Origin of the sequence: Streptomyces sp. WZ.A104 (genome assembly GCF_002382885.1) — a bacterium.
Classification (GTDB): Bacteria; Actinomycetota; Actinomycetes; order Streptomycetales; family Streptomycetaceae; genus Streptomyces.
In genome coordinates this window covers 1-23,307 of record NZ_NWVL01000081.1, presented here as the reverse complement: position 1 = coordinate 23,307, position 23,307 = coordinate 1, and the positions used below count along the sequence as shown (strand labels likewise).

Here is a 23,307-nt window from a genome sequence, read left to right as displayed (position 1 = left end):
CGCCCCCGCCCGCCAACCGGTCCCACTTCCAGGGGAGATGAGATGACCGCACCCACTGCTGCCGGACTCTGCGCGGGCCGGGTCGTCGCCGTCACGGGCGCCGGGCGCGGCCTCGGCCGGGCCCACGCGCTCGCCTTCGCCGCCGAGGGGGCCCGCGTCGTCGTCAACGACCTGGGTGTCGGGCCGGGCGGGGACGGGGGTTCCGGCGGCCCGGCCCGGGAGGTCGTCGAGGAGATCGTGGCGGCGGGCGGCGAGGCCGTCGTCCACGGCGGCGACATCGCCACCACCGAGGGCGCCTCCTCCCTGGTCACCACCGCCCTGGAAGCCTTCGGGCGGCTCGACACCCTGGTCAACAACGCGGGCTTCCTGCGCGACCGGATGCTCGTCAACCTGGACGAGGACGACTGGGACGCGGTGACGCGGGTCCACCTCAAGGGCCACTTCCTGCCCCTGAAGCATGCCGCCGCCCACTGGCGGGCCGAGGCCAAGGCCGGGCGGACGCCGACGGCCCGGGTGATCAACACCAGCTCCGGCGCCGGGCTCCTCGGCAGCGTCGGCCAGGGCAACTACGCGGCCGCCAAGGCGGGCATCGTGGCCCTCACCCTCGTCGCGGCGGCCGAACTGGGCCGGTACGGAGTCCACGTCAACGCCCTCGCCCCGGCCGCCCGGACCCGGATGACCGAGCAGACCTTCGCCGGGACGATGGCGGCCCCGGGGGAGGGGCGGTTCGACGCGATGGCCCCCGAGAACGTCTCGCCCCTCGTCGTCTGGCTCGGCTCCGCCGCGAGCGACGGGGTCACCGGCCGCGTCTTCGAGTCCGAGGCGGGCCGCATCACCGTCATGGAGGGCTGGCGCCCGGGCCCCGGCGACGACCGGGGGGCCCGCAGGACCCCGGCCGAGGCGGGGGAGACGGTACGCCGGCTGCTGGCGGACGCGGAGAAGCCGCAGCCGGTGTACGGGGCTCCGTAGCCGGTCCGTGCGGTGCGCCGGAAACCCGCTTGCACCGGAAACCCGCTTGCGCGGGCGTTCCGGCACCCGGTATCCAGCAGAGGGACACGCGGAGCGCACCCGACCACAGGAACGACGAGAGGAACACGGCACCAACCCGATGAACGAGTTCTGCTGGATGGACCTCAAGACCCGCGATCCGGACGACCCGGACGCCGTCGCCGCCCGGGCCCGTGAACACGGCGGGGATCTCGTCACCGGTTCCGAAGGTCTGACGCTGCCGCGGAGCCCGGAGGGGCTGGCCTTCCGTATCCAGCGCTCCCAGGCGTCCCAGGCCTTCCTGGAGACCGAACGGCTCGTGCTGCGGCCGTTCACGGCCGCCGACACCCCCGACCTGCTCGCGCTCGACAACGACCCCGAGGTCATGCGCTACATCAACGGCGGCCGCCCCACGAGCCGCGAGGACATCCAGATACGCACCCTGCCCCGGCTCCTGCACGACCACCCGTGCACCGGGACCCGCGGATTCTGGGCCGCCGAGGAGAAGACCACCGGCGCGTTCCTCGGCTGGTTCGAACTCCGGCCGCTGGACGACCACGACCCCGCCGTCGTCGAACTCGGCTACCGGCTGAACAGGGCCGCCTGGGGCCGTGGTTACGCCACCGAGGGCGCGCGGGCCCTGGTGCGCAAGGGATTCACCGACCTCGGGGCACAACGCGTGACCGCCAACACCATGGCCGTCAACGCGGGGTCCCGCCGGGTGATGGAGAAGGCCGGGCTGGCCTTCCTCCGCTCCTACACCGAGGACTGGCCGGATGCCATCGAGGGCTCGGAACACGGAGAGGTGGAGTACGGGCTCACCCGGGAGGCGTGGCAGCGGGAGGAGTAGGGGCTGCCGTCACCATTCCTCCAGCAGCGCCGCGATCTCCTCGTGCCCCGTGTGCTGGTCCGCTCCCGCCGACGGCGCCCCGTCCCGGAGCAGCTCCACCGTCACGGTCTCCTCGCCGTCCCTCCGCTCACGCCGCACCACCGCGTCGAGCCCGGTGCCGTACGTCTCCTCCAGGCGCCGCAGCAACTCCCGTTCTGGACCGAGCCCGGCCAGCCGCCGCGCCTCGGCCAGCGCGAGGGCCACCACGGGCTCCTGGCCCGGCGCCCCCGCGCCGTGCGTGAGCAGCGCCCGTACCGCCCGTACCGATCCGCGCCGCGCCGCCAGGACGAGCATCGACTCCCCCTGCGGGCCGGGCAGCAGCGGGTCCGCGCCCCGGGAGAGCAGCAGCTCCACCGTCGGGGCGTGGCCCAGGCCGACCGCCCAGCGCAGCGCCGTGAAGCCGAACGCCTCGCGCAGGTCCGGCCGGGCCCCGGCGGACAGCAACGCCTCCACCACCTCGGTGTGACCGCCGCACGCCGCCCCGCACAGCGGCAGATCGCTCGCCCCGGGTCCGCTCGCCCGGTCGGGGTCGGCCCCGGCCGCGAGCAGCAGGCGCACCGTCCCCGGTCGATCGTGGACCGATGCCAGATAGAGCGCGGTCGTGCCCTCCTCGTCGCTCGACTCGGCCCGCGCACCGGCGCGCAGCGCCCGTACGACCGCGTTCTCGTCCTCGTGCAGCGCGTCGAACAGGCTTGGTTCGTCCCTGATCGGCTTGTTCGTCATGCTTCGACCCTACGGTGGGCCGGCGGCAACGCCCGAGGTCAGGTGTCGCACTCCAGGCGCGTACGGCACAGCCCGCAGCGTGCGCTGACCCGGCCCCGGACGGGAAGCCGGATGCGCTGGTGGCAGGTGGGGCAGGGGAAGGAGACGCGCAGCCCCTCGCCGCCGGTCTCGAAGGCGTACGGAACGTTCGGGTCCGGGCCGGCGCCGGGGTGGTCCTGGGCGTACCGCCGGTCCTTGGCGTAGCGGCGGCGGCCCGCCCAGCCCGCGGCGGCCAGCGGGGGTCTGCGCAGATCGTGCAGGGCCCGCTCCCGCCCCTTGGTGTACGCGGTGTACGCCTGCGGGCTGGTGAACCACGGAGAGGGGTCCTCGCCGAACGCGAACGCCCGCTTGGCCAGGACGTATCCGTACTCCTCCGGGGTCAGATAGCCGAGCTTCTGGCGGGAGGTGGCATCCTCCCGGAAGGCGTCCAGCAGCAGCCAGCCCGCGCCGAGGTAGGCCGTCGTCGTGTCGGTCAGGATCTCGTTGGCGCGGGTGCCGGGGAACTCCAGACCGAGCCGGTGCAGCAGTACATGGGTGATCTCGTGCGCGAGCGCCGCGCCGACATCCCTGCGGTGGGTGCGGAAGCGGTCGTTGAGCTCGATGAAGTACTCGGGGCCCGCGGTCAGTTCGACGCTCGCCGCGTGCTCCATCGTCCGGAAGCCGACGATCATGCGGGCGTCGGGCAGGCGGAGGTGCTGGACCAGGGCGCGCGCCACCCGCTGGGCGCCCAGATGCAGATCGTCCTCGTCGCCGAAGGCGGCGTCGGCGGGGGCGAGGCTGGTGGCGTAGGCGTGGACGCCGTCCCGGGAGAGCCGCCGGTAGAGGGCGGTGATGGCGGAGCGGACCGTGTCCAGGTGCGGAAAGCCGCGGACGACCGGTGCGCCCGGAGGGCCGTTCGCCACGTCGAAACCCCCATCCTCCGTGACGTTCGGACGTTCAACGGACCTCCACTGTAGGCCGGGGCGCCGGAAGGGGCCGGAATCCGCAGCGGCGGAGGGGAGGAATCCGCCGTCACGGCCTGGCCGAAAAGTGCGCCTTGTGGGGGTGGTGGCGATTTCCTGATAATCGGATCGCCTTGACGGGTGCATGACTAGTACGTCGACGTGCCCTGTCGTGGTTCCCACAGCGAACCCCCCACGAAAGTAGGCAGCCCGTGAAGCAGCTCCTGCGTGCGCTGAAGAGATGTTCCGTAGCCGTCGCCACCGTCGCGATCGCGGTCGTCGGCCTCCAGCCCGTCACCGCATCCGCTGCCCCCAACCCCGTCGTCGGCGGAACCCGCGCCGCCCAGGGCGAGTTCCCGTTCATGGTCCGGCTCTCCATGGGCTGCGGCGGCGCCCTCTACGCCCAGGACATCGTCCTCACCGCCGCCCACTGCGTGAGCCGATCGGGCAACAACACCTCGATCACCGCCACCGGCGGCGCCGTCGACCTCCGGTCGCCCAACGCCGTCAAGGTCCGGTCCACCAAGGTCCTCCGGGCCCCCGGCTACAACGGCGTCGGAAAGGACTGGGCGCTCATCAAGCTCGCCCGGCCCATCAACCAGCCCACCCTGAAGATCGCCACCACCACCGCCTACAACCAGGGCACCTTCACCGTCGCGGGCTGGGGCGCCAACCGCGAGGGCGGCAGCCAGCAGCGCTACCTGCTCAAGGCCAACGTCCCGTTCGTCTCCGACGCCGCCTGCCGCGCCGCCTACGGCAACGAACTCGTCGCGGCCGAGGAGATCTGCGCCGGATACCCCGACACCGGTGGCGTCGACACCTGCCAGGGCGACTCCGGCGGCCCCATGTTCCGCAAGGACAACGCGGGTGAGTGGATCCAGGTCGGCATCGTCAGCTGGGGTTACGGCTGCGCCCGGCCCGGCTACCCGGGGGTCTACGCCGAGGTCTCGACCTTCGCGTCCGCCATCGCCTCCGCGGCCGCCTCGCTCTGACACCCGTGAGTGATCACGGCTGAACCACCCCGGGGGCGCCCGTCCGCACGGGCGCCCCCGGACCCAGCTCGGCCCACGGCTCGCCCGCACCCTCCAGCTCCAGCACCCACACCTCGTTGACGCCCTCGCGGAGCACCGGCCCGGGGACGTACAGGGTTCGCTGCGGGCCCGCCGACCAGTACCGGCCCAGGCAGAAGCCGTTCACCCACGCGAATCCGCGCGTCCAGCCCGGCAGCTCGAACCCCGCGTGATCCACGCCCGCGATGCCCCCGATACCGTCGCCGATCACGAACGTCCCCCGGAACAGCCCCGTCCGCCCCGCACCACCGGCCCCGTCACCGGCACCGGACAGGTCAGCGGCCCCGCCGCCCGCCCCCACCGGGCGGAACGGGACCGCCGCCACCGCGTCCGCGTCCCCGAAGGCGTCCAGCCGCAGCGCCCGGGCCCGTACCCCGTGCAGATACTGCCGCTCGTGCAGTACCCCGCCCGTGACACCCTTCGCCTCGCCCAGCCTCGGCCCGTAGTTGACCCGGCCCAGCGACTCCACCCACAACTCGACCTCCGCCGGGCCCGCCACCGGCTCCGGCAGCGTGCCGCTCTCCTCGGACAGCACCCCGGCCCGGACCCCGTCCACATACACCACCGCCCGGTCCCGCAGCCCCACCGCACGCAGCGGATACGGAACACGCGGCCCCGGCACCCCCACCCGGTAGCGCACCAGCCCCCGGTCCACGCCCAGCTCCTCGAAGGTCGGCGGCACCCCGGACTCCGGCCACTCCGGATCACCCAGCGCCTCCAGTACGTCCCCGAGCGGCGCCCACCGGTCCAGCTCCGCCCGCACCGGCCCCGCGAGCCCCACCGGCTCCGGCGGCAGCGCGGGCAACGGGCCCTCGGTGCAGCCCTCCAGGACCTCCCGGAACAGCCGGAACTTCTCCGTCGCCCGCCCGTACTCATCGACGGGCGCGTCGTAGTCGTACGACGTCACCGTCGGCTCGAACGCCCCGTCCTGAAGCGGACCGGACCGGTTCGCCCCCGCCCAGCCCGCGAAGTTCGTCCCGCCGTGCGCCATGTAGATGTTCACCGACGCCCCGCACTCCAGGATCTCCCGCAGCGCGTCGGCCGCCCGCACGGCTTCCCGTACGACGGGCTCGGCCCCCCAGTGGTCGAACCAGCCGCACCAGAACTCCATGCACATCAACGGCCCCTTCGGCTGATGACGGCGCAGCACCGCGAAGCCCTCCCGCGCACCGGAACCGAAGTTCGCCGTCGCCAGCAGCCCGGGCACCGACCCGCCCGTCAGCATGTGGTCCTCGGGCCCGTCCGAGGTGAACAGCGGAACGGTCACCCCGCACTCCCGCAGCAGCCCCGCCAGCCACTCCAGATACACCGCGTCGCAGCCGTAACTTCCGTACTCGTTCTCGGCCTGCACCAGGACCACCGGGCCGCCGCGGCCGATCTCCCGCTCCACCACCTGCGGCAGCAGGACCCGGAACCACCGCTCCACCACCGCCCGGTACGCCGCGTCCCGCGTCCGCACCCGCCGCCCGAACCGGCCCGTCACCCACACCGGCAGCCCGCCGTTCTCCCACTCGGCACAGATGTACGGGCCCGGCCGCACGATCGCCCACAGCCCGGCCCGCCGCGCCGCGTCCAGGAACCGGCCGAGCGCCCCCACATCCCGCAGGTCGCCCTCGCGCGGCTCGTGCAGATTCCACGGGACGTACGTCTCCACGCAGTTCAGCCCCATCGCCGCCAGCATCCCGAGCCGGTGCTCCCACTGCGCCTCGTGCACCCGGAAGTAGTGCAGGGCGCCCGACAGCAGCCGTACGGGCTTCCCGTCGATCCTGAAGTGGTCGTCCCCCACGGTGAAGTCCGTCATCGCGCTCGTGCTCTCCTGCTCTCCCGTCCCCGGGAGGCCCCGGGCGAATTGGTCCGACCACCTTCACCTCTGGCGCGCACCGGGTCCATGGACAAAGATCGCTGCTGGTTGGACGCAGCGAACCGCCCGGGAGAGGAAGGCCGCGATGTACCACACCTGGATGCGCTTCTTCACGCCGAGCCCGCTCCACCACCGCCTCGGCCTCGCCTGCCTCGGCGTCGGCCTCCAGCACGGCGCGCTGCCCACCGTCGGACCGCGCACCCTGGACCACCACGTCGCCGTGATCGTCAACTCCGGCACCGGGTGGTTCAAGGGCCCCGACGGTCGCCGCACCCCCGTCACCGGACCCAGCCTCATCTGGCTCACTCCCGGCACCCCCCACCACTACGGCGCGGACCCCGGCACCGGCTGGGACGAGAGCTTCGTCGACTTCACCGGGCCCGCCACCGCCACCTACACCGAACTCGGCTACATCGAGCCCGACCGCCCCCTGGTCCCCCTCTCCGACACCGCCGCCCCCCGCGCCGCCGTCGGCCGCATCGTGCGCGCCGCCCGCCGCGGCAACCCCCTCCTGGAGGTCGAGACCGGGGCCGCCGTCCACGAACTCCTCGTCTCCCTGCGCCGCGTCCGCGCCGACATCGGGCCCGACGGCGACCCGGTGCTCCAGGCGCTGGCCCGCGACGCGTTCCAGCCGCTCACGGTCGCCGAGCACGCCGCCCGGCACGGCATGACCCCCGCCGAACTGCGTACCGCCGTACGGCGCGGAGCCGGGTGCAGCCCCAAGGACTACCTGCTGGGAATCCGCCTCGGCCGGGCCAAGGAGCTCCTCGCCGCCACCGACCTCCCCGTCGCCGCCGTCGCCCGCCGCGTCGGCTACGACGACCCCGCCTACTTCTCCCGCCTCTTCGCCCGCCGCGTCGGCGCCGCCCCCGTCCGTTTCCGTGAACAGCAGGGCCGCAGCGTGCCGGGCGGCTGGAGCGACCGGGTGCCCGACCCGGACGACCCGCCGACGATCGGGCCGTGAACCCGGGCGTCTAAGCTCGCTCACCATGAGCACGAGCGAGATCGACGCGTCCGTACAGACCGAGCTGGACCGGCTGCGCGAGAGCATCGACAACATCGACGCCGCCGTCGTCCACATGCTGGCCGAGCGCTTCAAGGCCACACAGCAGGTCGGCCGCCTCAAAGCGGACCACCGGCTGCCGCCCGCCGACCCCGCCCGGGAAACCCGCCAGATCGCCCGCCTGCGGCAGCTGGCGCAGAGCGCGAACCTGGACCCGGCGTTCGCCGAGAAGCTGCTGAACTTCATCATCGCCGAGGTGATCCGCCACCACGAGCGCATCGCCGAAGAGGCCGAGAACGGCGGGGCGGAGAACGGCGAGGTGGCGAAGGGCGAGGTGGCGAACGGCTGAGCGCAGACGGACCGCCCCCCCCGGACCCCCGGACTGCCACCCGGACCGCAACCCACCCCGCGGGCGGCGCCCCCCTGGACCGCTACCGGTACCGCCGCAGCCCCACCCACCCCGCCGGCCACGCGCCGAGCACCGCCCCCAGGGCCGGCCCCAGCAGGTACACCCACAGCCGCCCGGCGTCCCCGGCCAGCAGCGCCGGGCCGAACTGCCGGGCGGGGTTGGCCGATCCGCCGCTCAGCGGACCCAGCACCGCGACGACCAGGGCCACCACCAGACCCACCGCGTACGGCAGAAGTCTTCGCCCGCCCGGAGACCCGAGGAGCACGGCGAGCAGCAGCGTGAACCCGGCGAGGACTCCCGCCTCGGCCGCCAGGACAGCGGCGCCGCCCCACGCCGGATCCGCCCGCACCGAGGAGTGACGGACCGGCGGCAGTACCGCCGCCGGCCCCCATACCAGCCCGCCCAGCCACGCCCCGAGCACCGACCCGGCCAGCTGTCCCACGGCGTACGGGACGACGTCACGGCCCGGGAAGGCCCCGAGCCGCCACAGCGCGAGCGTGACGGCCGGGTTCAGATGGCCTCCCGAGCGCCGCCCGGGCGGGGACGTCAGCAGCAGGACGAGCACGGTCCCGACGACGCAGCCCAGCACGGCCGGGTGGGCGACCGGGGCCGCCGGGTCCGGGCCGACGAGCCACCGCACGCTCGACACGATGAGGAACAGCAGCAGCGCGGTCAGCGCGAACTCGCAGACGGCCCGCGGCAGAACGGGATCGTACGACGGCTGCGGCGCCGGGCGACCGTCCGAGGGCGGCGGAACAACCGGAACCAGCGGAACCGGCGGAACGATCTCGACAACCGGAACCGGAACCGGAACGGTCTGAACCACAGGAACCGGCGGAACCGGCGGAATGATCGGACCGTGCGCGGGTCCGGTGACACCGGGACCGCCCGCGGGTCTCGAACCGGCAGGATCGTGCGCAGGCGTGAGCGTCATGAGGAACAACCCCGGTACTCGATGTGCCGCGCCGAGGAGATGGTACGCGCAACAGCCCCCCGGGGGTATCCGCCCGCCCCCGTTCCGCCCGGCCTGCCCGCCCTCGCTCCGCCCGTCCGCCGAGGGAGAACCCCGCTGCGCCCGCCGTACCCCGTACGGCAGCATGGGGCGCATGTCCGTACTGACGCGCGACGAAGCGCAGACCCGAGCCCAGATCCTCGACGTGGAGCGGTACACGATCGCCCTCGACCTCACCACCGGTGAGGAGACCTTCGACTCCCGCACCGCCATCCGGTTCACCGCCCGCGCGGCCGGAGACACCTTCGTCGAGGTCAAGCCCGCCACCCTGCGCTCGGTCAGCCTCGACGGACAGCCCCTGGACCCCGCCCTCCTCGACGGCAACCGCTACCCGCTCACCGGCCTTGCCGCAGGCCCCCACGAGCTGCATATCGATGCCGCCATGAGCTACTCGCGCACCGGCGAGGGCATGCACCGCTTCACCGACCCCACCGACGGCGAGACGTACCTCTACACCCAGCTGTTCATGGAGGACGTCCAGCGGGTCTTCGCCGCGTTCGACCAGCCCGACCTCAAGTCCGTCTTCGCCATCGACGTGACCGCCCCCGAGGGCTGGACCGTCCTCGGCAACGGGGTCGCCGAGCACACGGGGGAGGGCCGCTGGTCCATCGCCCCCACCCCTCTCATCTCCACCTACCTCGTCGCCGTCGCCGCGGGCCCCTGGCACTCGGTCACCACCGAGCACGCCGGACTGCCCTTCGGCATCCACTGCCGCCGCTCCCTCGCGCCGTACCTGGACGCCGACGCCGACGAGATCCTCGACATCACCCGCGCCTGCTACGACCGCTTCCACGAGAAGTTCGACGAGCCCTACCCCTTCGACTCCTACGACCAGGCCTTCGTCCCCGAGTTCAACGCGGGCGCCATGGAGAACCCCGGACTCGTCACCTTCCGCGACGAGTTCGTCTACCGCTCCGCCGTCACCGACACCGAGCGCCAGACCCGGGCCATGGTCATCGCGCACGAGATGGCCCACATGTGGTTCGGCGACCTCGTCACCCTGGCGTGGTGGGACGACATCTGGCTGAACGAGTCCTTCGCCGAGTACATGGGCTACCAGACGCTCACCGAGATCGCCCTTCCCCGAGCTCTCAACTCCGTCCGAGCCGGGCAGACCCCATTCCCCGACACCTGGGTCGACTTCGGCGTCGCCCGCAAGGGCTGGGGCTACGACGCCGACCAGCGACCCTCCACGCACCCCGTCGCGCCCGACCCCGACGCCGTCCCCGACACCGCGTCCGCGCTCCTCAACTTCGACGGCATCAGCTACGCCAAGGGCGCCTCCGCCCTGCGCCAACTCGTCGCCTGGCTCGGGGAGAAGGACTTCCTCACGGGCATCAACACCCACTTCGCCCGGCACAAGTTCTCCAACGCCACCCTCGCGGACTTCATCGACAACCTGGCCTCCGCCACCGACCGCGACGTCCACGCCTGGGCCGAGCAGTGGCTGCGCACCACAGGCATCGACACGTTGACCGCGGAGGTCGCCGACGGCACCGCGCACGCCGGCCCCGCCGGTCCCGCCGGGAACGGCCAGGGCCATGGGCAGGGCAACGGCCAGTCCTGGGCCCTCACCGTCACCCGGGACGGCAGCCGCCCCCACCGCATCGCCGTCTCCACCTTCGACCACGCCCTCAACACCCAGGCGGGCCCCGGCCACCTCGCCCCGCGAGACCGCTTCGAGATCGACGTACCCGGTGACGGGACGCCCACGGTCCGCCCCGGCCGCCGCCCCGCCCTCGTCGTCCTCAACGACGGCGACCTCACCTACGCCAAGGTCCGCCTCGACGCCGCCTCCTGGGACACCGTCCTGACCGACCTCTCCGCCATCCCCGACGCCCTCACCCGGGCCGTCGTCTGGAACACCGCCCGCGACATGGTCCGCGACGGCGACCTGGCCCCCGCCACCTACCTCGCGACCGCCCGCACCCACCTCCCGTACGAGAGCGATCTCGCCCTCGTCCAGGGCGTCCTGTCCTTCGCCGCAGGGCAGATCGCCGCCCGCTACGTCGCCCCCCAGGACCGCCCCTCCGCCCTCGCCACCCTCACCGGCCTCTGCCGCGACCTCATCCGCCGCACCGAGGACGGGTCCCACCCCGGCCTGCGCCTCATCGCCGTACGCCACTTCATCGACGCCGCAGCCCAGCCCGACACCCTCCAGAGCTGGCTGGAGGAGGACACCGTCCACGGCGGACCCGAGCTCGACCCCGAGCTGCGCTGGCGCATCCTCACCCGCCTCGCCGTCCTCGGCGCCACCGACGAGGCCGCCATCGCCGCCGCGCTCGCGGCGGACCCCAGCGCCACCGGCCGCGAAGGCGCCGCCCGCTGCCGGGCCGCGCTGCCCACACCCGAGGCCAAGGCCACCGCCTGGGACGCCCTGTTCACCGACGACACCCTGTCCAACTACCTCTTCACCGCCACCGCCCAAGGCTTCTGGCAGCCCGGACAGGAAGACCTCCTGACCGCGTACGTGCCCCGCTTCTACCCGGACGCCATCGCCCTCGCCGCCCGCCGGGGCCCCGCCATCGCCGAGGCCGCCGGACGCCACGCGTTCCCCGCGTACGCCGTCGACCCCGACAGCCTCGCCACCGGCACCCGCGCCCTGGAGGACCCCGACCTCACCCCGGCCCTCCGCCGCAAGCTCGTCGACCAGCTCGACGACCTGCGCCGCGCCCTGGCCGTACGGACATCGACCGCCGACTGACCCGACGCACCTTCACGTACGGCTGTGGTGGCATGGACCTGGCCACGCCACCACAGCCGTAAAGGATCACCGCGGCGGCGGTACGCGGCCGGGTCTCAGCCGCTGCCGTCCGGTGTGCCGTTCTCCCTGCCGCCCGTCGCCCGCAGATCGGCGAGCAGCTCCGCCTGGCCCGCCAGCACCCCGGACAGGATCGTCCGTGCCACCCGCAGCAGTTCCGCCACCTCCGGGTCGGCCAGCGTGTAGTGGACGGCCGAGCCCTCCCGCCGGGCCGTCACGAGACCGGCCCGGCGCAACACGGCCAGCTGCTGCGAAAGATGGGCAGCCTCGACCCCCACCTCGCCCAGCATCTCCGAGACCGCGTGATCGCGTTCGCTGAGCAGTTCGAGGACCCTGATCCGGACCGGGTGTCCCAGCGTCTTGAAGAACTCCGCCTTCAAGCGGTACAGCGGCGTACTCACCGGCGCCCCGTTCCGCGCGCCGGAAACCCGCCGCACCGCAGCTGACCAGAACTCTTCTCCATGGGTTCATCCTCGCGCCTTCGCCCCACGAGGATGAACCCGGGGACCGGCCGGGTCAGGCCTTCTTCAGGAACTCGGTCTTCAGCACGAGCCCCTTGACCTTCTTGGTGTTGCACTCGATTTCACCGGCGCGCCCCGTGAGCCGGATGTTCTTCACGAGCGTGCCGCGCTTGAGCGTCTCCGACGTGCCCTTCACCTTCAGGTCCTTGACCGTGGTCACGGAGTCACCGTCCGCCAGCACGGTCCCGTTGCTGTCCTTCACGACGATGTCGCTCATGGCGCGTTCCTGCCCTTCTCCACCCTGTGCAGCTCTTGCACCGGGACATCTCTCGACGCCGGACGCGAACCGTCGCGGGCAGCCGCCGCCAGGCGGTCCCGGGCCCCGGTGAACGCCTCGGACGCGGTGGCGTACTCCCGCCCCTCCCGCCGCAGCAGGTCCAGCGCCCCGACGGACTCCAGCACCCGCCGCTGCCCGGGGCGGATACCGGAGGCCAGCACGGTGATGCCGCGCCGGTTCAGCCCGTGCACGGTGTCCTTCAGCGCCAGAGCACCGGTGGCGTCGACCGTCGTCACCCGGCACATGCGCAGGATCACCACGCGGACGCCGGAGAGCTCGGCGAGCTCGGAGAGTTCCAGCAAGGAACGGTGCGCCCCCGCGAAAAACAAAGGCCCCTCGATCCGGTACGCCACGATGTGCTCGGCGAGCTTCTCGACACCGGGCGAGGTCGCCGGTACCGCCGGCCCACCCACGTCGTTCACCGCATCGCTTGCATCGCTTGCATCGCTTGCATCGCGTGCATCGCGTGCATCGCGTGCATCGCGTGCATCGCGTGCATCGTTCGCGTCGCCCTCGTAGCGCGCGTGCTCGCCGTAGTCCGAACCGTCGCTCGGATCCATCCGGTCCAGCCGCACCTCGCCCGCGACCGCACGCAGGGCCAGGGCCCCCGCCACCGCCAGCCCGATGACGACCGCGAGCACCAGATCCAGCACCAGCGTCGCGACCGCCGTCAGCACCAGCACCACCGCGTCCGAACGCGTCGCCCGCGCCATCGCCCGCAGAGCCCCCACCTCGACCATCCGGACCGCCGTGGCCAGCAGCACCCCGGCCAGCGCGGCGAGCGGGATCCGGGACACCAGCGGAGCCGCCGCGAAGACGATCACCGCCAGTACGGCCGCATGCGTCAGCGCCGCCAGCCGGGAGGCCGCACCGCTACGGACATTGACCGCCGTCCGCGCGATGGCGGCCGTCGCGGGCACCCCGCCGAACAGCGGGGCGGCCAGATTCGCGATGCCCTGCCCGAACAACTCCCGGTCCGGGTCGTGCTTCTGCCCGGTCGTCATGCCGTCCGCCACGGTTGCCGACAACAGGGACTCCAGCGCCGCCAGGGCCGCGACCGCGACCGCCGGGGCCAGCAGCGAGCCCACCGCCGACAGATCCAGGAACCCGAGCGAGGGAGCGGGGAGCCCGGCGGGCAGCGCCCCGATCGGTGTCGCCCCCTCCAGGCGGAACAGCTGCGCCGACAGCGTCGCGACGACCACCGCGACCACCGAGAACGGAACACCGGGGAAGCGGCGCGCCCCCACGAGCATCAGCCCCGCCACCCCGACGGTGATCGAGAGGGCAGCCCAGTTCGGGTCGGCGGCGAACTCCCCGAGCGCCCGCCACGCCACCACCAGCACCTTGTCACCTTCCGGCGCGGCCACTCCGAGGGCGTTCGGAACCTGCTGGAGAGCGATGACGCACGCGATACCGAACGTGAACCCCTCGACCACCGGCGCCGGGACGTACCGCATCGACCGGCCCGCCCGCAGCAGCGCCAGCACGATCAGCAGGGCCCCCGCCATCAGCCCCACGGTCAGCACCCCGCCAGGACCGTACTCGGCGACGATCGGCACCAGGACCACCGTCATCGCCCCGGTCGGCCCCGACACCTGAAGGTTCGACCCGCCGAACAGCGCCGCCAGCGCACCCGCCACCACGGCCGTCGCGAGCCCGGCCTCCGCGCCCAGCCCGGACGCCACTCCGAAGCCGAGGGCGAGGGGCAGTGCCACGATCGCCACCGTCAGACCGGCGAGCAGATCGCGACGCGGGTCACGGGCCATGGCCACGAAGTCCGCCCGCACCGGAAGCAATGAGCGCACCCGGTCCCGACTCCGGGCCGGATGCAGGGGGACCGACACGGCTCGGACCTCTCCTCGGCAGGGCATCACCACCGCGGACGGGAACGCCCTGCGGGGCCGCACCTCGCGGGCGGCGAGGGAACGACCCGTACAGCATGTAGTGAGTTGCGTAAATTGGCAATTCGCTCATTATGCAATTCGGAGAGGCTGCCTTGGCCGAGAGAGTCGGCGGGACCTCAGGTGCGCGGCCCGAGGTGCGGCCAATGCGCCCCCCGACCCGACCCGACCCGACCCCGTACAGCCGTCCAGCGACCGCACACCTTTACCACTCCACCCCCTCACCGGTCGGCCACACCGGTCGCCAGTACCCCTTTTGAGTTGAGATCGTTGGGCTCTTCGGCCGCGCCACCCGAAACCCGGGACAAGCTGGCATGTCCACCCCGCGCTTCCGAAGGACCACCCCACCCATGCCCACCCCGCCCCTCGCAGGAGGCACCGCAGGCCCCGCCGCACTGCGCCCCCTCGTCGAAACCGTCCTGGCCGCTCTCCACGATGGCGCTGCCCGTCGCGGCGGGCCCCTCCCGGCCGGCGGACCCGACACCGTCACCTCCCGCACCCGCAGCGCCACCCACCCCCTCATCCCCAACCGGGGCACCGGCGCCGAGCACGCCCTGCGCAGCCTCGTCACCGCCCTCGCCGAAGGCGCCGCGGACCCCGCCCACCCACACTGCGCCGCCCACCTCCACACCCCGCCCCTCGCGCTCGCCGCCGCAGCCGACCTCGCCGCCAGCGCCCTCAACCCCTCCATGGACTCCTGGGACCAGGCCCCCGCCGCCTCGGCCATCGAGGCCGACCTGACCACCGCCCTGGCGGCCGAGGTCTACCCGCACGCGCCCGCACCCGACGCCGTCATCACCTCCGGCGGCACCGAGGCCAACCAGCTCGCCCTGCTCCTCGCCCGCGAACGCCACGGCCCCGTCCAGACCGTCTGCGCCGCCAACGCCCACCACAGCGTCGCCCGCGCCGCCTGGCTCCTCGGCCTGCCCGAACCCGTCGTCGTCCCCGCCCCCACCGGCACCATGGACCCCGCCGCACTCGACCAGGCCCTCACCGAACTCCACCGGCCACTCCTCGTCGTCGCCACCGCCGGAACCACCGACACCGGCGAGATCGACCCCCTCGACGCCATCGCCGACCTCTGCACCACCCACGGCGCCGAACTCCACATCGACGCCGCCTACGGCGGGCCCCTCCTCCTCAGCCCCACCCACCGCCCCCTCCTCCAAGGCCTCGAACGGGCCCACAGCGTCACCCTCGACCTGCACAAACTCGGCTGGCAGCCCGCATCCGCCGGCATCCTCGCCGTCCCCGACCGCCACCACCTCGACCCCCTCCACCACCTCGCCCCCTACCTCAACGCCGACGACGACACCGAGGCAGGCCTCCCCGACCTCCTCGGCCGCTCCCTGCGCACCACCCGTCGCCCCGACGCGCTGAAGATCGCCGTCACCCTCCGGGCGCTCGGCCGCGACGGGCTCGCCGACCTCATCGACCGCACCGTCGCCTCCGCCCACCACCTCGCAGACCTCGTCACCAAGACCCCGACGCTCGATCTCTACGACCGCCCCACCATCAGCACCGTTCTCTTCCGCCCCACCGGCACCGACGATCACACCGTCGCCACCGTCCGCCGCACCCTCCTCAACCGCGGCCACGCCGTCCTCGGCCGCGCCCACGCCGACGGCCGCCTCTGGCTCAAGGCGACCCTTCTCAACCCCCACACCACCCCCGGCGACCTCCAGACGCTCCTGGACCTCGTCACCGCCACCACCACTGGCCTCCTCACCCAGCCCCCCACCCCACCGCACCCCGCGACCACCCCACCGCACCCCGCGACCACCCCACCGCACCCCGCGACCACCCCACCGCACCCCGCGACCACCACCGCCCAACCCGCCTCACCGGAAGCCGCCCCCACCCCACCTGCTTCACCGAAACCCACGATCACCCCCGCCCACCCCACCCCGCACCCAACAACCGCCCCCACCCACCTGGCACCGCACGAAGCCACCCCCCATCACCACCCCACGGAAGGCGACACCCCGCGATGACCGACCGGCCCGCCCCCGGCCCCGACCGGCCCGCCCCCGAACCCGACCAGCCACACGACCTCGTCGGCATCGGCATCGGCCCCTTCAACCTCTCCCTCGCCGCCCTCGCCCACAACATCCCCGCCGCCCCCGGCGACCCCCGCCCCCTCGCCGCGACCTTCTACGAACAGCGCCCCGCCTTCCACTGGCACCCCGGCCTCCTCCTCGACGGCGCCAGTCTCCAAGTCCCCTTCCTCGCCGACCTCGTCACCCTCGCCGACCCCGCCAACCCCTGGAGCTTCCTCAGCTACCTCCGCACCCGCGACCGCCTCTTCCCCTTCTACTTCGCCGAGCGCTTCCACATCCAACGAGCCGAGTACGACGCCTACTGCCGCTGGGTCAGCGAACAACTCCCCGGCCTCCACTTCGGCCATCAGGTCGACGCCGTCCGCTGGAACACCGAACGCGCCCTCTTCGAAGTCGACTTCACCCAACTCGACCGCGACGGCGAAGCCGAAGCCCTCGGCCGCGCCCACGCCCGCCACATCGCCCTCGGCATCGGCACCGAACCCTTCGTCCCCGAACCCCTCAAGCCACTCGCCCAGGCCGAATCCGTCCCCGTACTCCACTCCGCCGACTACCTCCGCCACCGCGAACGGCTCCTGACCGCCGAACACATCACCGTCATCGGATCAGGCCAGTCCGGCGCCGAGATCTTCCTCGACCTCCTGCGCGCCCGCCCCGAAGGCGCCGAGAAGATCCACTGGCTGGCCCGTACCCAGGCCTTCGCCCCCATGGAATATTCCAAACTCGGCCTGGAACACTTCACTCCCGACTACAGCCGCTACTTCCACGCCCTCCCCGAATCCGCCCGCGACGAACTCGTCCCCCGGCAATGGCAGCTCCACAAGGGCATCGACGCCGACACCATCGCCGCCATCCACGACGAGCTCTACCGCCGCACCCTCCACGGCGGCTGGCCCGACGCCACCCTCACCCCCGGCGTCAGCGTCCGCACCGCGGGCCGGGTCGCCAACACCCGCGTCGAACTCCACCTCGAACACACCCAGCAGGGCACCCGCTCCCGCCTCACCACCGACGCCGTCATCCTCGCCACCGGCTACCGCGAACGCCCCCTCGACACCATCCTCGGCGGCCTCGACCCCTACCTCCGCCGCGACGCCTCCCACCGCCCCCGCATCGACGACCAATACCGCCTCGTCCTCGACCCCGCCGTCACCGGACACGTCTACGTACAGAACGCCGAACGCCACACCCACGGCGTCGGCGCCCCCGACCTCGGACTCGCCGCCTGGCGCAGCGCAACCATCCTCAACAACCTCACCGGCGCCACCCCCTACCCCCTCCCCGAACGCACCGCCTTCACCACCTTCGGCCTCACCCCCCAACCGCCGAGAATCCCCGCCCAGGCCCTTGAGCTCACCCCCCTGAGCCAGTCGATCTAGTCGATCCGGTAGAGCCAGTCGATCCGGTAGATCCGACAGACCCGGTCGATCCGGACACCGAACCAGCCCAGACAGGCCTGGTCGATCCGGACACAGAACGGCCCGGGACCCCACCCTCGGAGCCCCGGGCCAAGCACCACCGCGCAGCCGGGGCTACGGGAACACCGGCGCCCCCTCACGCGTCAGCCGCCACCCCACCGAAGCGAACGAAGCCGGGTCCACCGACCCCTTCTCCCGCACCCACCCGATGATCGTGTTCCGGATCTCGTCCGAATCCGCCCACAGCTGCCGCGCCCCCGGCACATGCGGGAAGTTGCCCCCGCCGCTCGCCCGGTAGTTGTTCACCGCGAACACGAACCGCGCCGCCGGATCGACCGCCTCCCCCTCGAAGGACAGCCCCGTGACCCGAGAACCCACCGGCTTCGCGATATCGATGTCGTACGTCACCCCCGACACCGCGTCATAGTTGTAGTCCGGAATCCCGTCCGCGTTCGTCAGCTTCGCCGGGTCCACCGGACCACCCGCCGGCGTCTGCACGTAATAGCGCGCCGAATACTCCAGGTACTCCTTCAACTGCGCACCCGTGATCAGACGTGCCTCCAACGTGTTCTCGAACGGATACAGCCCCGCCGCATCCCGGATCGTCACATCACCGGCCGGAATCCCCGCCGTACGCGAGAAGCACGAGGCCTGCGACAGCACCGGCAGCGCCGCGTACTCCCCACCCGCCAGCGCCGCCGTCACCGTGTCCGTCTGCACCTGGTTGATCAGATCGATGATCGGCTCGTCCTGCCACGGCGCGTCCGCCGTCGACATCGCCACCACCGACCTACCGATGACCTGGTTGACGTACGCCACCACCTTGCGGTGCTCCTCGCGCAGCAGCGACGTCACCTTCCGGTCCTCCGGCACCGTGTTGGAGTTCAGCACCTGCGAACCGGCCTTCTCCACCACCCACCGGCCCTTCTCCCACACCAGGTCGAAGTCGAACAGCGTCAGCCGCTGGCCCCACTTCGCGGGTTCCGAGAGAACAACCCGCCTGCCCGTCTCCTTGTTCGTCACGAAGTGCTCGGCGATCTCCACATGCGCGTGTCCCACCAGGATCGCGTCGATCCCCGGAACCTGCTCCGCCACCAGGGCCGCGGCATTCTCCACGTACGGCAACTGGTCCCCGTACGACGACGTCCCCGAGGAACCCGAGTGCGCCGACACGATCACCACATCAGCACCCATCGAACGCAACTTCGGCACCCACTTCGCCGCCTGCTCCTCCAGACCCGGGAACACCATCCTCCCGCCCACATGCGCCTTGTCCCAGATAGCGATACCGGGATTCGTCAGCCCCAGAACCGCCACCCGCACATCACGCCCGCACGGCGTGTGCATCCGCTTGATGACATACGGAGCGAAAGCCGGCCGCAACGTCCTCGCATCCAGCGCATTGGCCCCCAACAGCGGAAAATCGCACTGCTCCTCGAATTTCCGCAGCACCGGAATCCCATAATTGAACTCGTGATTCCCGAGCGCCGCCGCGTCGTAGCCGATCGCGTTCATCGCCCGCGCCATCGGATGCACCGGGCCGCGCCGGGCCGTGATCGGGTCGACCTTCGCGTAGTAGTACGACAACTGCGTGCCCTGGATCGTGTCGCCCGCATCGATCAGCAGGGTGTTGCGGCCGCCCTTCTCCCGGCGCACCCGATCCACCAGCGTCGAGATCTTCGCCAGACCGACGTCGTTGTGGGCGGCGTCGTCGTACTCCGCGCCCGTGAAGTAGTCCCAGTTGAAGACGTTCCCGTGCAGATCGGTCGTGCCCATCACCGTGAACGAGTACCGCTTCGCAGGCCGCCCGTGCCCGTGCCCGCGCCCGCGCCCCGCCTCCGCCGCCTCCGCCACACCGGCCGAGCCCACGACCGCACCGCCCGCCATCGCCACACCCGCACCGGCGGCAGCCGAACGGCCCAGAAACGTCCTACGGTTCAACGGCATCTCTTCACTCCTCATTCAGTAGGGCAACGCGCGTAGATTCTGACCCGGCGCCCACCACGCACAACACCCCACGCAGGTTTCGATCAGATGACCACGCCACACACCACGACACACCACCCTCCGTGCCACAGTGAACGCATGACCGAAACCCCCACCCCCACCCCCGCCACCCACCACCCCTACGGCACCCCCACCACCCCCCACGTCACCGTCCGCGGCGAAGCCCACCTCGAAGTCGACCCCGAGACCGCCCACATCGCCGTCACCCTCACCGCCCGCGGCACCGACCGCCGCACCACCCTCGACGACCTCACCCGCCGCAACGCCACCGCCCTCGACCTCATCAAGACCTACGGCGACGCCATCGAAAAGCTCGAAACCGGCACCCTCACCATCAACCCCGAACTCACCCGCCGCGGCCGCGCCGAACGCATCCGCGCCTACCACGGCAGCATCCAACTCACCGTCACACTCAACGACTTCACCACCCTCGGCGAACTCATCACCCGCCTCGCCGACCACGACCTCACCCGCGTCGACGGCCCCTGGTGGGCCCTGCGCCCGACATCCCCCGTCCACGCGGCCGCCCGCCGACAAGCCGTCCAGGAAGCCCTTCAACGGGCTCGCGAATACGCCGACGCCCTCGACACCCGCCTCGGCGCCCTCCTCGAACTCAGCGACACCGGCACCCACACCGGAGGCCACCTCGCCCGCGCCGCCTTCGCCGGCACGGCCATGCCCTTCCGGGGCTCCGGAACGGAAGCCACCGCCGACGCCGCCCCCGTCGACCTCGAACCCGTACGCCAGACCGTCGACGCCCACGTCGAAGCGTCCTTCACCCTCATCCCGCCGAACCTCGGATAAACGCTCATCAGAGCACCCAGCCGCACAATTCAACACCTGTCAATAACCCTTCACTCAAAGGTTGTTGAGGTGTCACACGGAGCCAAATACCTACCCGTAGGTAAGGTTTAGGCTCGACGTATGCGCCGAGCGAAAATCGTTTGTACCCTGGGACCCGCAACCGACACATACGACCAGATCAAAGCCCTGCTCGAAGCGGGAATGGACATCGCCCGCTTCAACCTGAGCCACGGCACCTACGCCGAACACGAAGAGCGCTACCACCACCTGCGCAAGGCGTCCGAGGAAACCGGCCGCAGCGTCGGCATCCTCGCCGACCTTCAAGGCCCGAAGATCCGCCTCGGACGCTTCCGCGAAGGCCCCGTACTCCTTGAACGCGGCGACACCTTCACCATCACCGTCGAACCCCTCCAAAGCGAAGGCAACGGCGACATCTGCTCCACCACCTACAACGGCCTCGCCGCCGACGTCACCACCGGCGAACGCATCCTCGTCGACGACGGCCGCGTCACCCTCGAAGTCACCGACGTCGACGGCCCCCGCGTCCACACCACCGTCATCGAAGGCGGCATGGTCTCCGACCACAAGGGACTCAACCTCCCCGGAGTCGCCGTCTCCGTCCCCGCCCTCTCCGAAAAGGACATCGACGACCTCCGCTGGGCCCTGCGCACCGGCGCGGACATCATCGCCCTCTCCTTCGTCCGCACCGGCCACGACATCGACGACGTCCACCGCATCATGGACGAAGAAGGCCGCCGCCTCCCCGTCATCGCCAAGGTCGAAAAACCCCAAGCCGTAGAGAACATCGACGACATCGTCGCCGCCTTCGACGGCATCATGGTCGCCCGCGGCGACCTCGGCGTCGAAATGCCCCTCGAACAAGTCCCGATCGTCCAGAAGCGCGCCATCAAACTCGCCAAGCGCAACGCCAAACCGGTCATCGTCGCCACCCAGATGCTCGACTCGATGATCGACAACTCCCGCCCCACCCGCGCCGAAGCCTCCGACGTCGCCAACGCGATCATCGACGGCACCGACGCGGTGATGCTCTCCGGCGAGACCAGCGTCGGCAAATACCCCATCGAGACCGTACGCACCATGTCCCGCATCGTCGAAGCGGCAGAGCAGGACATCCTCGCCAAGGGCCTCCCGCCCCTCACCGAACGCAACAAGCCCCGCACCCAGGGCGGCGCGGTAGCCAGGGCCGCCGCCGAAATGGGCGACTTCCTCGGCGCCAAGTTCCTCGTCGCCTTCACCCAGAGCGGCGACACGGTCAAACGCCTCTCCCGCTACCGCTCGCCCATCCCCCTCCTCGCCTTCACCCCCGACGAAGCCACCCGCGCCCAGCTCAACCTCACCTGGGGCGTCGAGACCTTCCTCGGCCCGAAGGTCGACTCCACGGACGCGATGGTCGCCCAGGTCGACGAGGAACTCCTGCGCATCGGCCGCTGCGCGAAGGGCGACACCGTGGTGATCACGGCCGGCTCCCCGCCCGGTGTGGCGGGCTCCACGAACCTGGTCCGCGTCCACCACATCGGCGAGGACGACAGCCCGAAGTAGGGCGGCTCAGTACTTAGGCCCGACGTGCGCATCCATGAGGGCGACGGATGCCCGTCGGGCTACGGAGATGTTGTAGGGCTTGCCCGCGCGCGTGCAGTGCGTCCAGGCGATGCCAAGCGTGTCGAGGGCGTCGGTGTAGAGCCGACGGATGTCGTCGGAGACGTTGGTGAACCAGTACCGCGGATATTCGTAGCGCTTCCGTTCACCGCCGACCATGCGCGTGGTCCAGTTGGTGATACGACAGCCGTCGGAGTGGATGAGCCCTCGTACGAGCTGCCATGGGTGCGAGTCGACGATCGCCTGCTGCCAGGACTCCAGGGCTATGTGGCGCTCGTGCTTGCGGCCGGGACCGTGCTGGGGGAAGAGGCAGATGAGGTGCTTCGAGTAGACCTTGATGTTGTGGCACCCAGCCCTGCGGACCCGGCACGTGGCGTTCGTAGGGAAAACCTTGCGCAACGCGGCCTCCGCCTCGTCCTGGATGCCGGGCCACGTGTCGTCCAGCGTGATCATGAGATTGGGTGCCCGGTGCGCCGAGTGCCGGCTGATATGACCGTCGCCCAGATACAGCCCGAGCAGGTAGGCGTAGGCGGACTCGTGGAGGGGTGCGCCATCGCATCGGTGGCACGACGGGATGTGAGCCCCAGGGCACTCGCCGCGCTTGGCACGGTCCAGGTGGAGCCAGTACGAGACGGTTCCGCGAGGCACGTTCAGCTGACGGGCCACTTCGGCGCCCCTGGCGCCGTTCCGGAGGAGAGTGAGCGCCTTTTGGCGTACCTCGGTGCTGTGTGCGTTCATTCGTCCACTCTTCGTGGCACCGCTCGAACGCACACAGCAAAAAGCGGATGTTCACGCGAAAGTGGACATCCGCTCTGCTGGACGGTACCGGGTATGGGATTCGAACCCACATGTCCTTTCGGACAGAGGTGTTTGAGACCTCCGCGTCAACCAATTGCGCCAACCCGGCGTGCAAGCCGATCAGCAGTGTACCTGGTGACAGAAGGCAGTGGCAGGTAGGTAGGCTGCTTCGCAGCAGTGCCTGCCCTGAATCAAGGAGCCCCGTGACC

General features: G+C 71.6%; 19 protein-coding genes, 1 tRNA gene and 1 pseudogene. 10 read left to right on the top strand and 11 right to left on the bottom strand.

From position 1 onward, the window contains the following. Nucleotides 1-42 precede the first annotated feature (42 nt). Both CIB93_RS31265 and CIB93_RS31260 read left to right on the top strand, forming a co-directional pair. Complete coding sequence (locus CIB93_RS31265; RefSeq protein ID WP_096631781.1) at nt 43-969, top strand: SDR family oxidoreductase; 927 nt, start codon at nt 43-45, stop codon at nt 967-969. A gap of 289 nt (nt 970-1,258) precedes the next feature. After that, a complete protein-coding gene (locus CIB93_RS31260; RefSeq protein ID WP_257002443.1) occupies nt 1,259-1,837 on the top strand; it encodes a GNAT family N-acetyltransferase in 579 nt (192 codons plus the stop codon). Between the two features lie 9 nt (nt 1,838-1,846). On the opposite strand, the gene CIB93_RS31255 is transcribed toward CIB93_RS31260, so the two are convergent. Next, nucleotides 1,847-2,599: an ankyrin repeat domain-containing protein gene (locus tag CIB93_RS31255; protein ID WP_096631780.1), complete on the bottom strand. Its 753-nt coding sequence runs from the start codon at nt 2,597-2,599 to the stop codon at nt 1,847-1,849. 38 nt (nt 2,600-2,637) lie between these two features. Beyond that, nucleotides 2,638-3,540 carry a hypothetical protein gene (locus tag CIB93_RS31250; RefSeq protein WP_096631778.1) on the bottom strand — a complete coding sequence of 301 codons (903 nt, stop codon included), beginning with the start codon at nt 3,538-3,540 and terminating at the stop codon, nt 2,638-2,640. A gap of 251 nt (nt 3,541-3,791) precedes the next feature. On the opposite strand from CIB93_RS31250, the gene CIB93_RS31245 reads away from it, so the two are divergent. Continuing rightward, entirely contained in the window at nt 3,792-4,571 is a 780-nt protein-coding gene (locus tag CIB93_RS31245; RefSeq protein WP_096631776.1) for a trypsin-like serine protease, read from the top strand. Nucleotides 4,572-4,584: 13 nt separating this feature from the next. On the opposite strand, the gene CIB93_RS31240 is transcribed toward CIB93_RS31245, so the two are convergent. Next, entirely contained in the window at nt 4,585-6,450 is a 1,866-nt protein-coding gene (locus CIB93_RS31240; protein ID WP_096631774.1) for a beta-galactosidase family protein, read from the bottom strand. A 145-nt stretch (nt 6,451-6,595) separates the two neighbouring features. Between CIB93_RS31240 and CIB93_RS31235 the strand changes: the two genes are divergently transcribed. Further along, complete coding sequence (locus CIB93_RS31235; RefSeq protein ID WP_096631773.1) at nt 6,596-7,474, top strand: AraC family transcriptional regulator; 879 nt, start codon at nt 6,596-6,598, stop codon at nt 7,472-7,474. Between the two features lie 25 nt (nt 7,475-7,499). Beyond that, on the top strand, nt 7,500-7,862 hold the full coding sequence (locus tag CIB93_RS31230) for a chorismate mutase (RefSeq protein ID WP_096631771.1): 363 nt from the start codon (nt 7,500-7,502) through the stop codon (nt 7,860-7,862). A gap of 82 nt (nt 7,863-7,944) precedes the next feature. Here CIB93_RS31230 and CIB93_RS31225 read toward each other — a convergent pair whose 3' ends face one another. Beyond that, complete coding sequence (locus tag CIB93_RS31225) at nt 7,945-8,748, bottom strand: aquaporin (RefSeq protein WP_257002440.1); 804 nt, start codon at nt 8,746-8,748, stop codon at nt 7,945-7,947. A gap of 280 nt (nt 8,749-9,028) precedes the next feature. On the opposite strand from CIB93_RS31225, the gene pepN reads away from it, so the two are divergent. Next, nucleotides 9,029-11,638 carry an aminopeptidase N gene (pepN, locus tag CIB93_RS31220; RefSeq protein WP_179500308.1) on the top strand — a complete coding sequence of 870 codons (2,610 nt, stop codon included), beginning with the start codon at nt 9,029-9,031 and terminating at the stop codon, nt 11,636-11,638. Nucleotides 11,639-11,733: 95 nt separating this feature from the next. Here the strand turns inward: pepN and CIB93_RS31215 are convergent, their stop codons facing one another. From CIB93_RS31215 to CIB93_RS31205, 3 genes are all read right to left on the bottom strand, one after another. Beyond that, nucleotides 11,734-12,096, bottom strand: coding sequence for a helix-turn-helix transcriptional regulator (locus tag CIB93_RS31215; protein WP_096631767.1), 363 nt, complete (start codon nt 12,094-12,096; stop codon nt 11,734-11,736). Between the two features lie 115 nt (nt 12,097-12,211). Further along, entirely contained in the window at nt 12,212-12,433 is a 222-nt protein-coding gene (locus CIB93_RS31210) for an alkylphosphonate utilization protein (RefSeq protein ID WP_030079631.1), read from the bottom strand. Then, nucleotides 12,430-14,259 (bottom strand): SulP family inorganic anion transporter, encoded by a 1,830-nt coding sequence (locus CIB93_RS31205; protein WP_373558820.1) that lies wholly within the window; start codon nt 14,257-14,259, stop codon nt 12,430-12,432. Before CIB93_RS31205 ends, CIB93_RS31210 begins: the two co-directional genes overlap by 4 nt. Nucleotides 14,260-14,744: 485 nt before the next feature. On the opposite strand from CIB93_RS31205, the pseudogene CIB93_RS31200 reads away from it, so the two are divergent. Further along, nucleotides 14,745-16,139 (top strand): annotated as a pseudogene (locus CIB93_RS31200) (aspartate aminotransferase family protein); the annotation flags it as partial. Between the two features lie 245 nt (nt 16,140-16,384). Beyond that, entirely contained in the window at nt 16,385-17,833 is a 1,449-nt protein-coding gene (locus CIB93_RS31195; RefSeq protein WP_096631766.1) for a lysine N(6)-hydroxylase/L-ornithine N(5)-oxygenase family protein, read from the top strand. On the opposite strand, the gene CIB93_RS38485 is transcribed toward CIB93_RS31195, so the two are convergent. Both CIB93_RS38485 and CIB93_RS31185 read right to left on the bottom strand, forming a co-directional pair. Then, a complete protein-coding gene (locus CIB93_RS38485) occupies nt 17,830-17,973 on the bottom strand; it encodes a hypothetical protein (RefSeq protein WP_218839810.1) in 144 nt (47 codons plus the stop codon). The two genes, CIB93_RS31195 and CIB93_RS38485, sit on opposite strands and share 4 nt — an antisense overlap. Before the next feature lie 13 nt (nt 17,974-17,986). Then, nucleotides 17,987-19,819 (bottom strand): bifunctional UDP-sugar hydrolase/5'-nucleotidase, encoded by a 1,833-nt coding sequence (locus CIB93_RS31185; protein ID WP_096631764.1) that lies wholly within the window; start codon nt 19,817-19,819, stop codon nt 17,987-17,989. A 138-nt stretch (nt 19,820-19,957) separates the two neighbouring features. Here CIB93_RS31185 and CIB93_RS31180 point away from each other — a divergent pair, with 138 nt between their 5' ends. After that, on the top strand, nt 19,958-20,683 hold the full coding sequence (locus CIB93_RS31180) for an SIMPL domain-containing protein (RefSeq protein ID WP_096631762.1): 726 nt from the start codon (nt 19,958-19,960) through the stop codon (nt 20,681-20,683). A 120-nt stretch (nt 20,684-20,803) separates the two neighbouring features. Continuing rightward, nucleotides 20,804-22,243 (top strand): pyruvate kinase, encoded by a 1,440-nt coding sequence (gene pyk / locus CIB93_RS31175; RefSeq protein WP_096631761.1) that lies wholly within the window; start codon nt 20,804-20,806, stop codon nt 22,241-22,243. A gap of 6 nt (nt 22,244-22,249) precedes the next feature. On the opposite strand, the gene CIB93_RS31170 is transcribed toward pyk, so the two are convergent. After that, nucleotides 22,250-23,038: a helix-turn-helix domain-containing protein gene (locus CIB93_RS31170; RefSeq protein WP_096631759.1), complete on the bottom strand. Its 789-nt coding sequence runs from the start codon at nt 23,036-23,038 to the stop codon at nt 22,250-22,252. A gap of 85 nt (nt 23,039-23,123) precedes the next feature. Then, a tRNA-Leu gene (locus CIB93_RS31165) sits at nt 23,124-23,207 on the bottom strand. Nucleotides 23,208-23,307: the final 100 nt, after the last annotated feature.

What these genes read in the sequence shown, in the direction of transcription:
- CIB93_RS31235 (WP_096631773.1), top strand. Translation starts at nt 6,596, where the DNA reads ATGTACCACACCTGGATGCGCTTCTTCACGCCGAGCCCGCTCCACCAC.
- CIB93_RS31265 (WP_096631781.1), top strand. Translation starts at nt 43, where the DNA reads ATGACCGCACCCACTGCTGCCGGACTCTGCGCGGGCCGGGTCGTCGCC.
- pyk (WP_096631761.1), top strand. Translation starts at nt 20,804, where the DNA reads ATGCGCCGAGCGAAAATCGTTTGTACCCTGGGACCCGCAACCGACACA.
- CIB93_RS31195 (WP_096631766.1), top strand. Translation starts at nt 16,385, where the DNA reads ATGACCGACCGGCCCGCCCCCGGCCCCGACCGGCCCGCCCCCGAACCC.
- pepN (WP_179500308.1), top strand. Translation starts at nt 9,029, where the DNA reads ATGTCCGTACTGACGCGCGACGAAGCGCAGACCCGAGCCCAGATCCTC.
- CIB93_RS31210 (WP_030079631.1), bottom strand. Translation starts at nt 12,433, where the DNA reads ATGAGCGACATCGTCGTGAAGGACAGCAACGGGACCGTGCTGGCGGAC.
- CIB93_RS31185 (WP_096631764.1), bottom strand. Translation starts at nt 19,819, where the DNA reads ATGCCGTTGAACCGTAGGACGTTTCTGGGCCGTTCGGCTGCCGCCGGT.
- CIB93_RS31255 (WP_096631780.1), bottom strand. Translation starts at nt 2,599, where the DNA reads ATGACGAACAAGCCGATCAGGGACGAACCAAGCCTGTTCGACGCGCTG.
- CIB93_RS31230 (WP_096631771.1), top strand. Translation starts at nt 7,500, where the DNA reads ATGAGCACGAGCGAGATCGACGCGTCCGTACAGACCGAGCTGGACCGG.
- CIB93_RS31205 (WP_373558820.1), bottom strand. Translation starts at nt 14,259, where the DNA reads ATGGCCCGTGACCCGCGTCGCGATCTGCTCGCCGGTCTGACGGTGGCG.
- CIB93_RS31240 (WP_096631774.1), bottom strand. Translation starts at nt 6,450, where the DNA reads ATGACGGACTTCACCGTGGGGGACGACCACTTCAGGATCGACGGGAAG.
- CIB93_RS31180 (WP_096631762.1), top strand. Translation starts at nt 19,958, where the DNA reads ATGACCGAAACCCCCACCCCCACCCCCGCCACCCACCACCCCTACGGC.
- CIB93_RS31170 (WP_096631759.1), bottom strand. Translation starts at nt 23,038, where the DNA reads ATGAACGCACACAGCACCGAGGTACGCCAAAAGGCGCTCACTCTCCTC.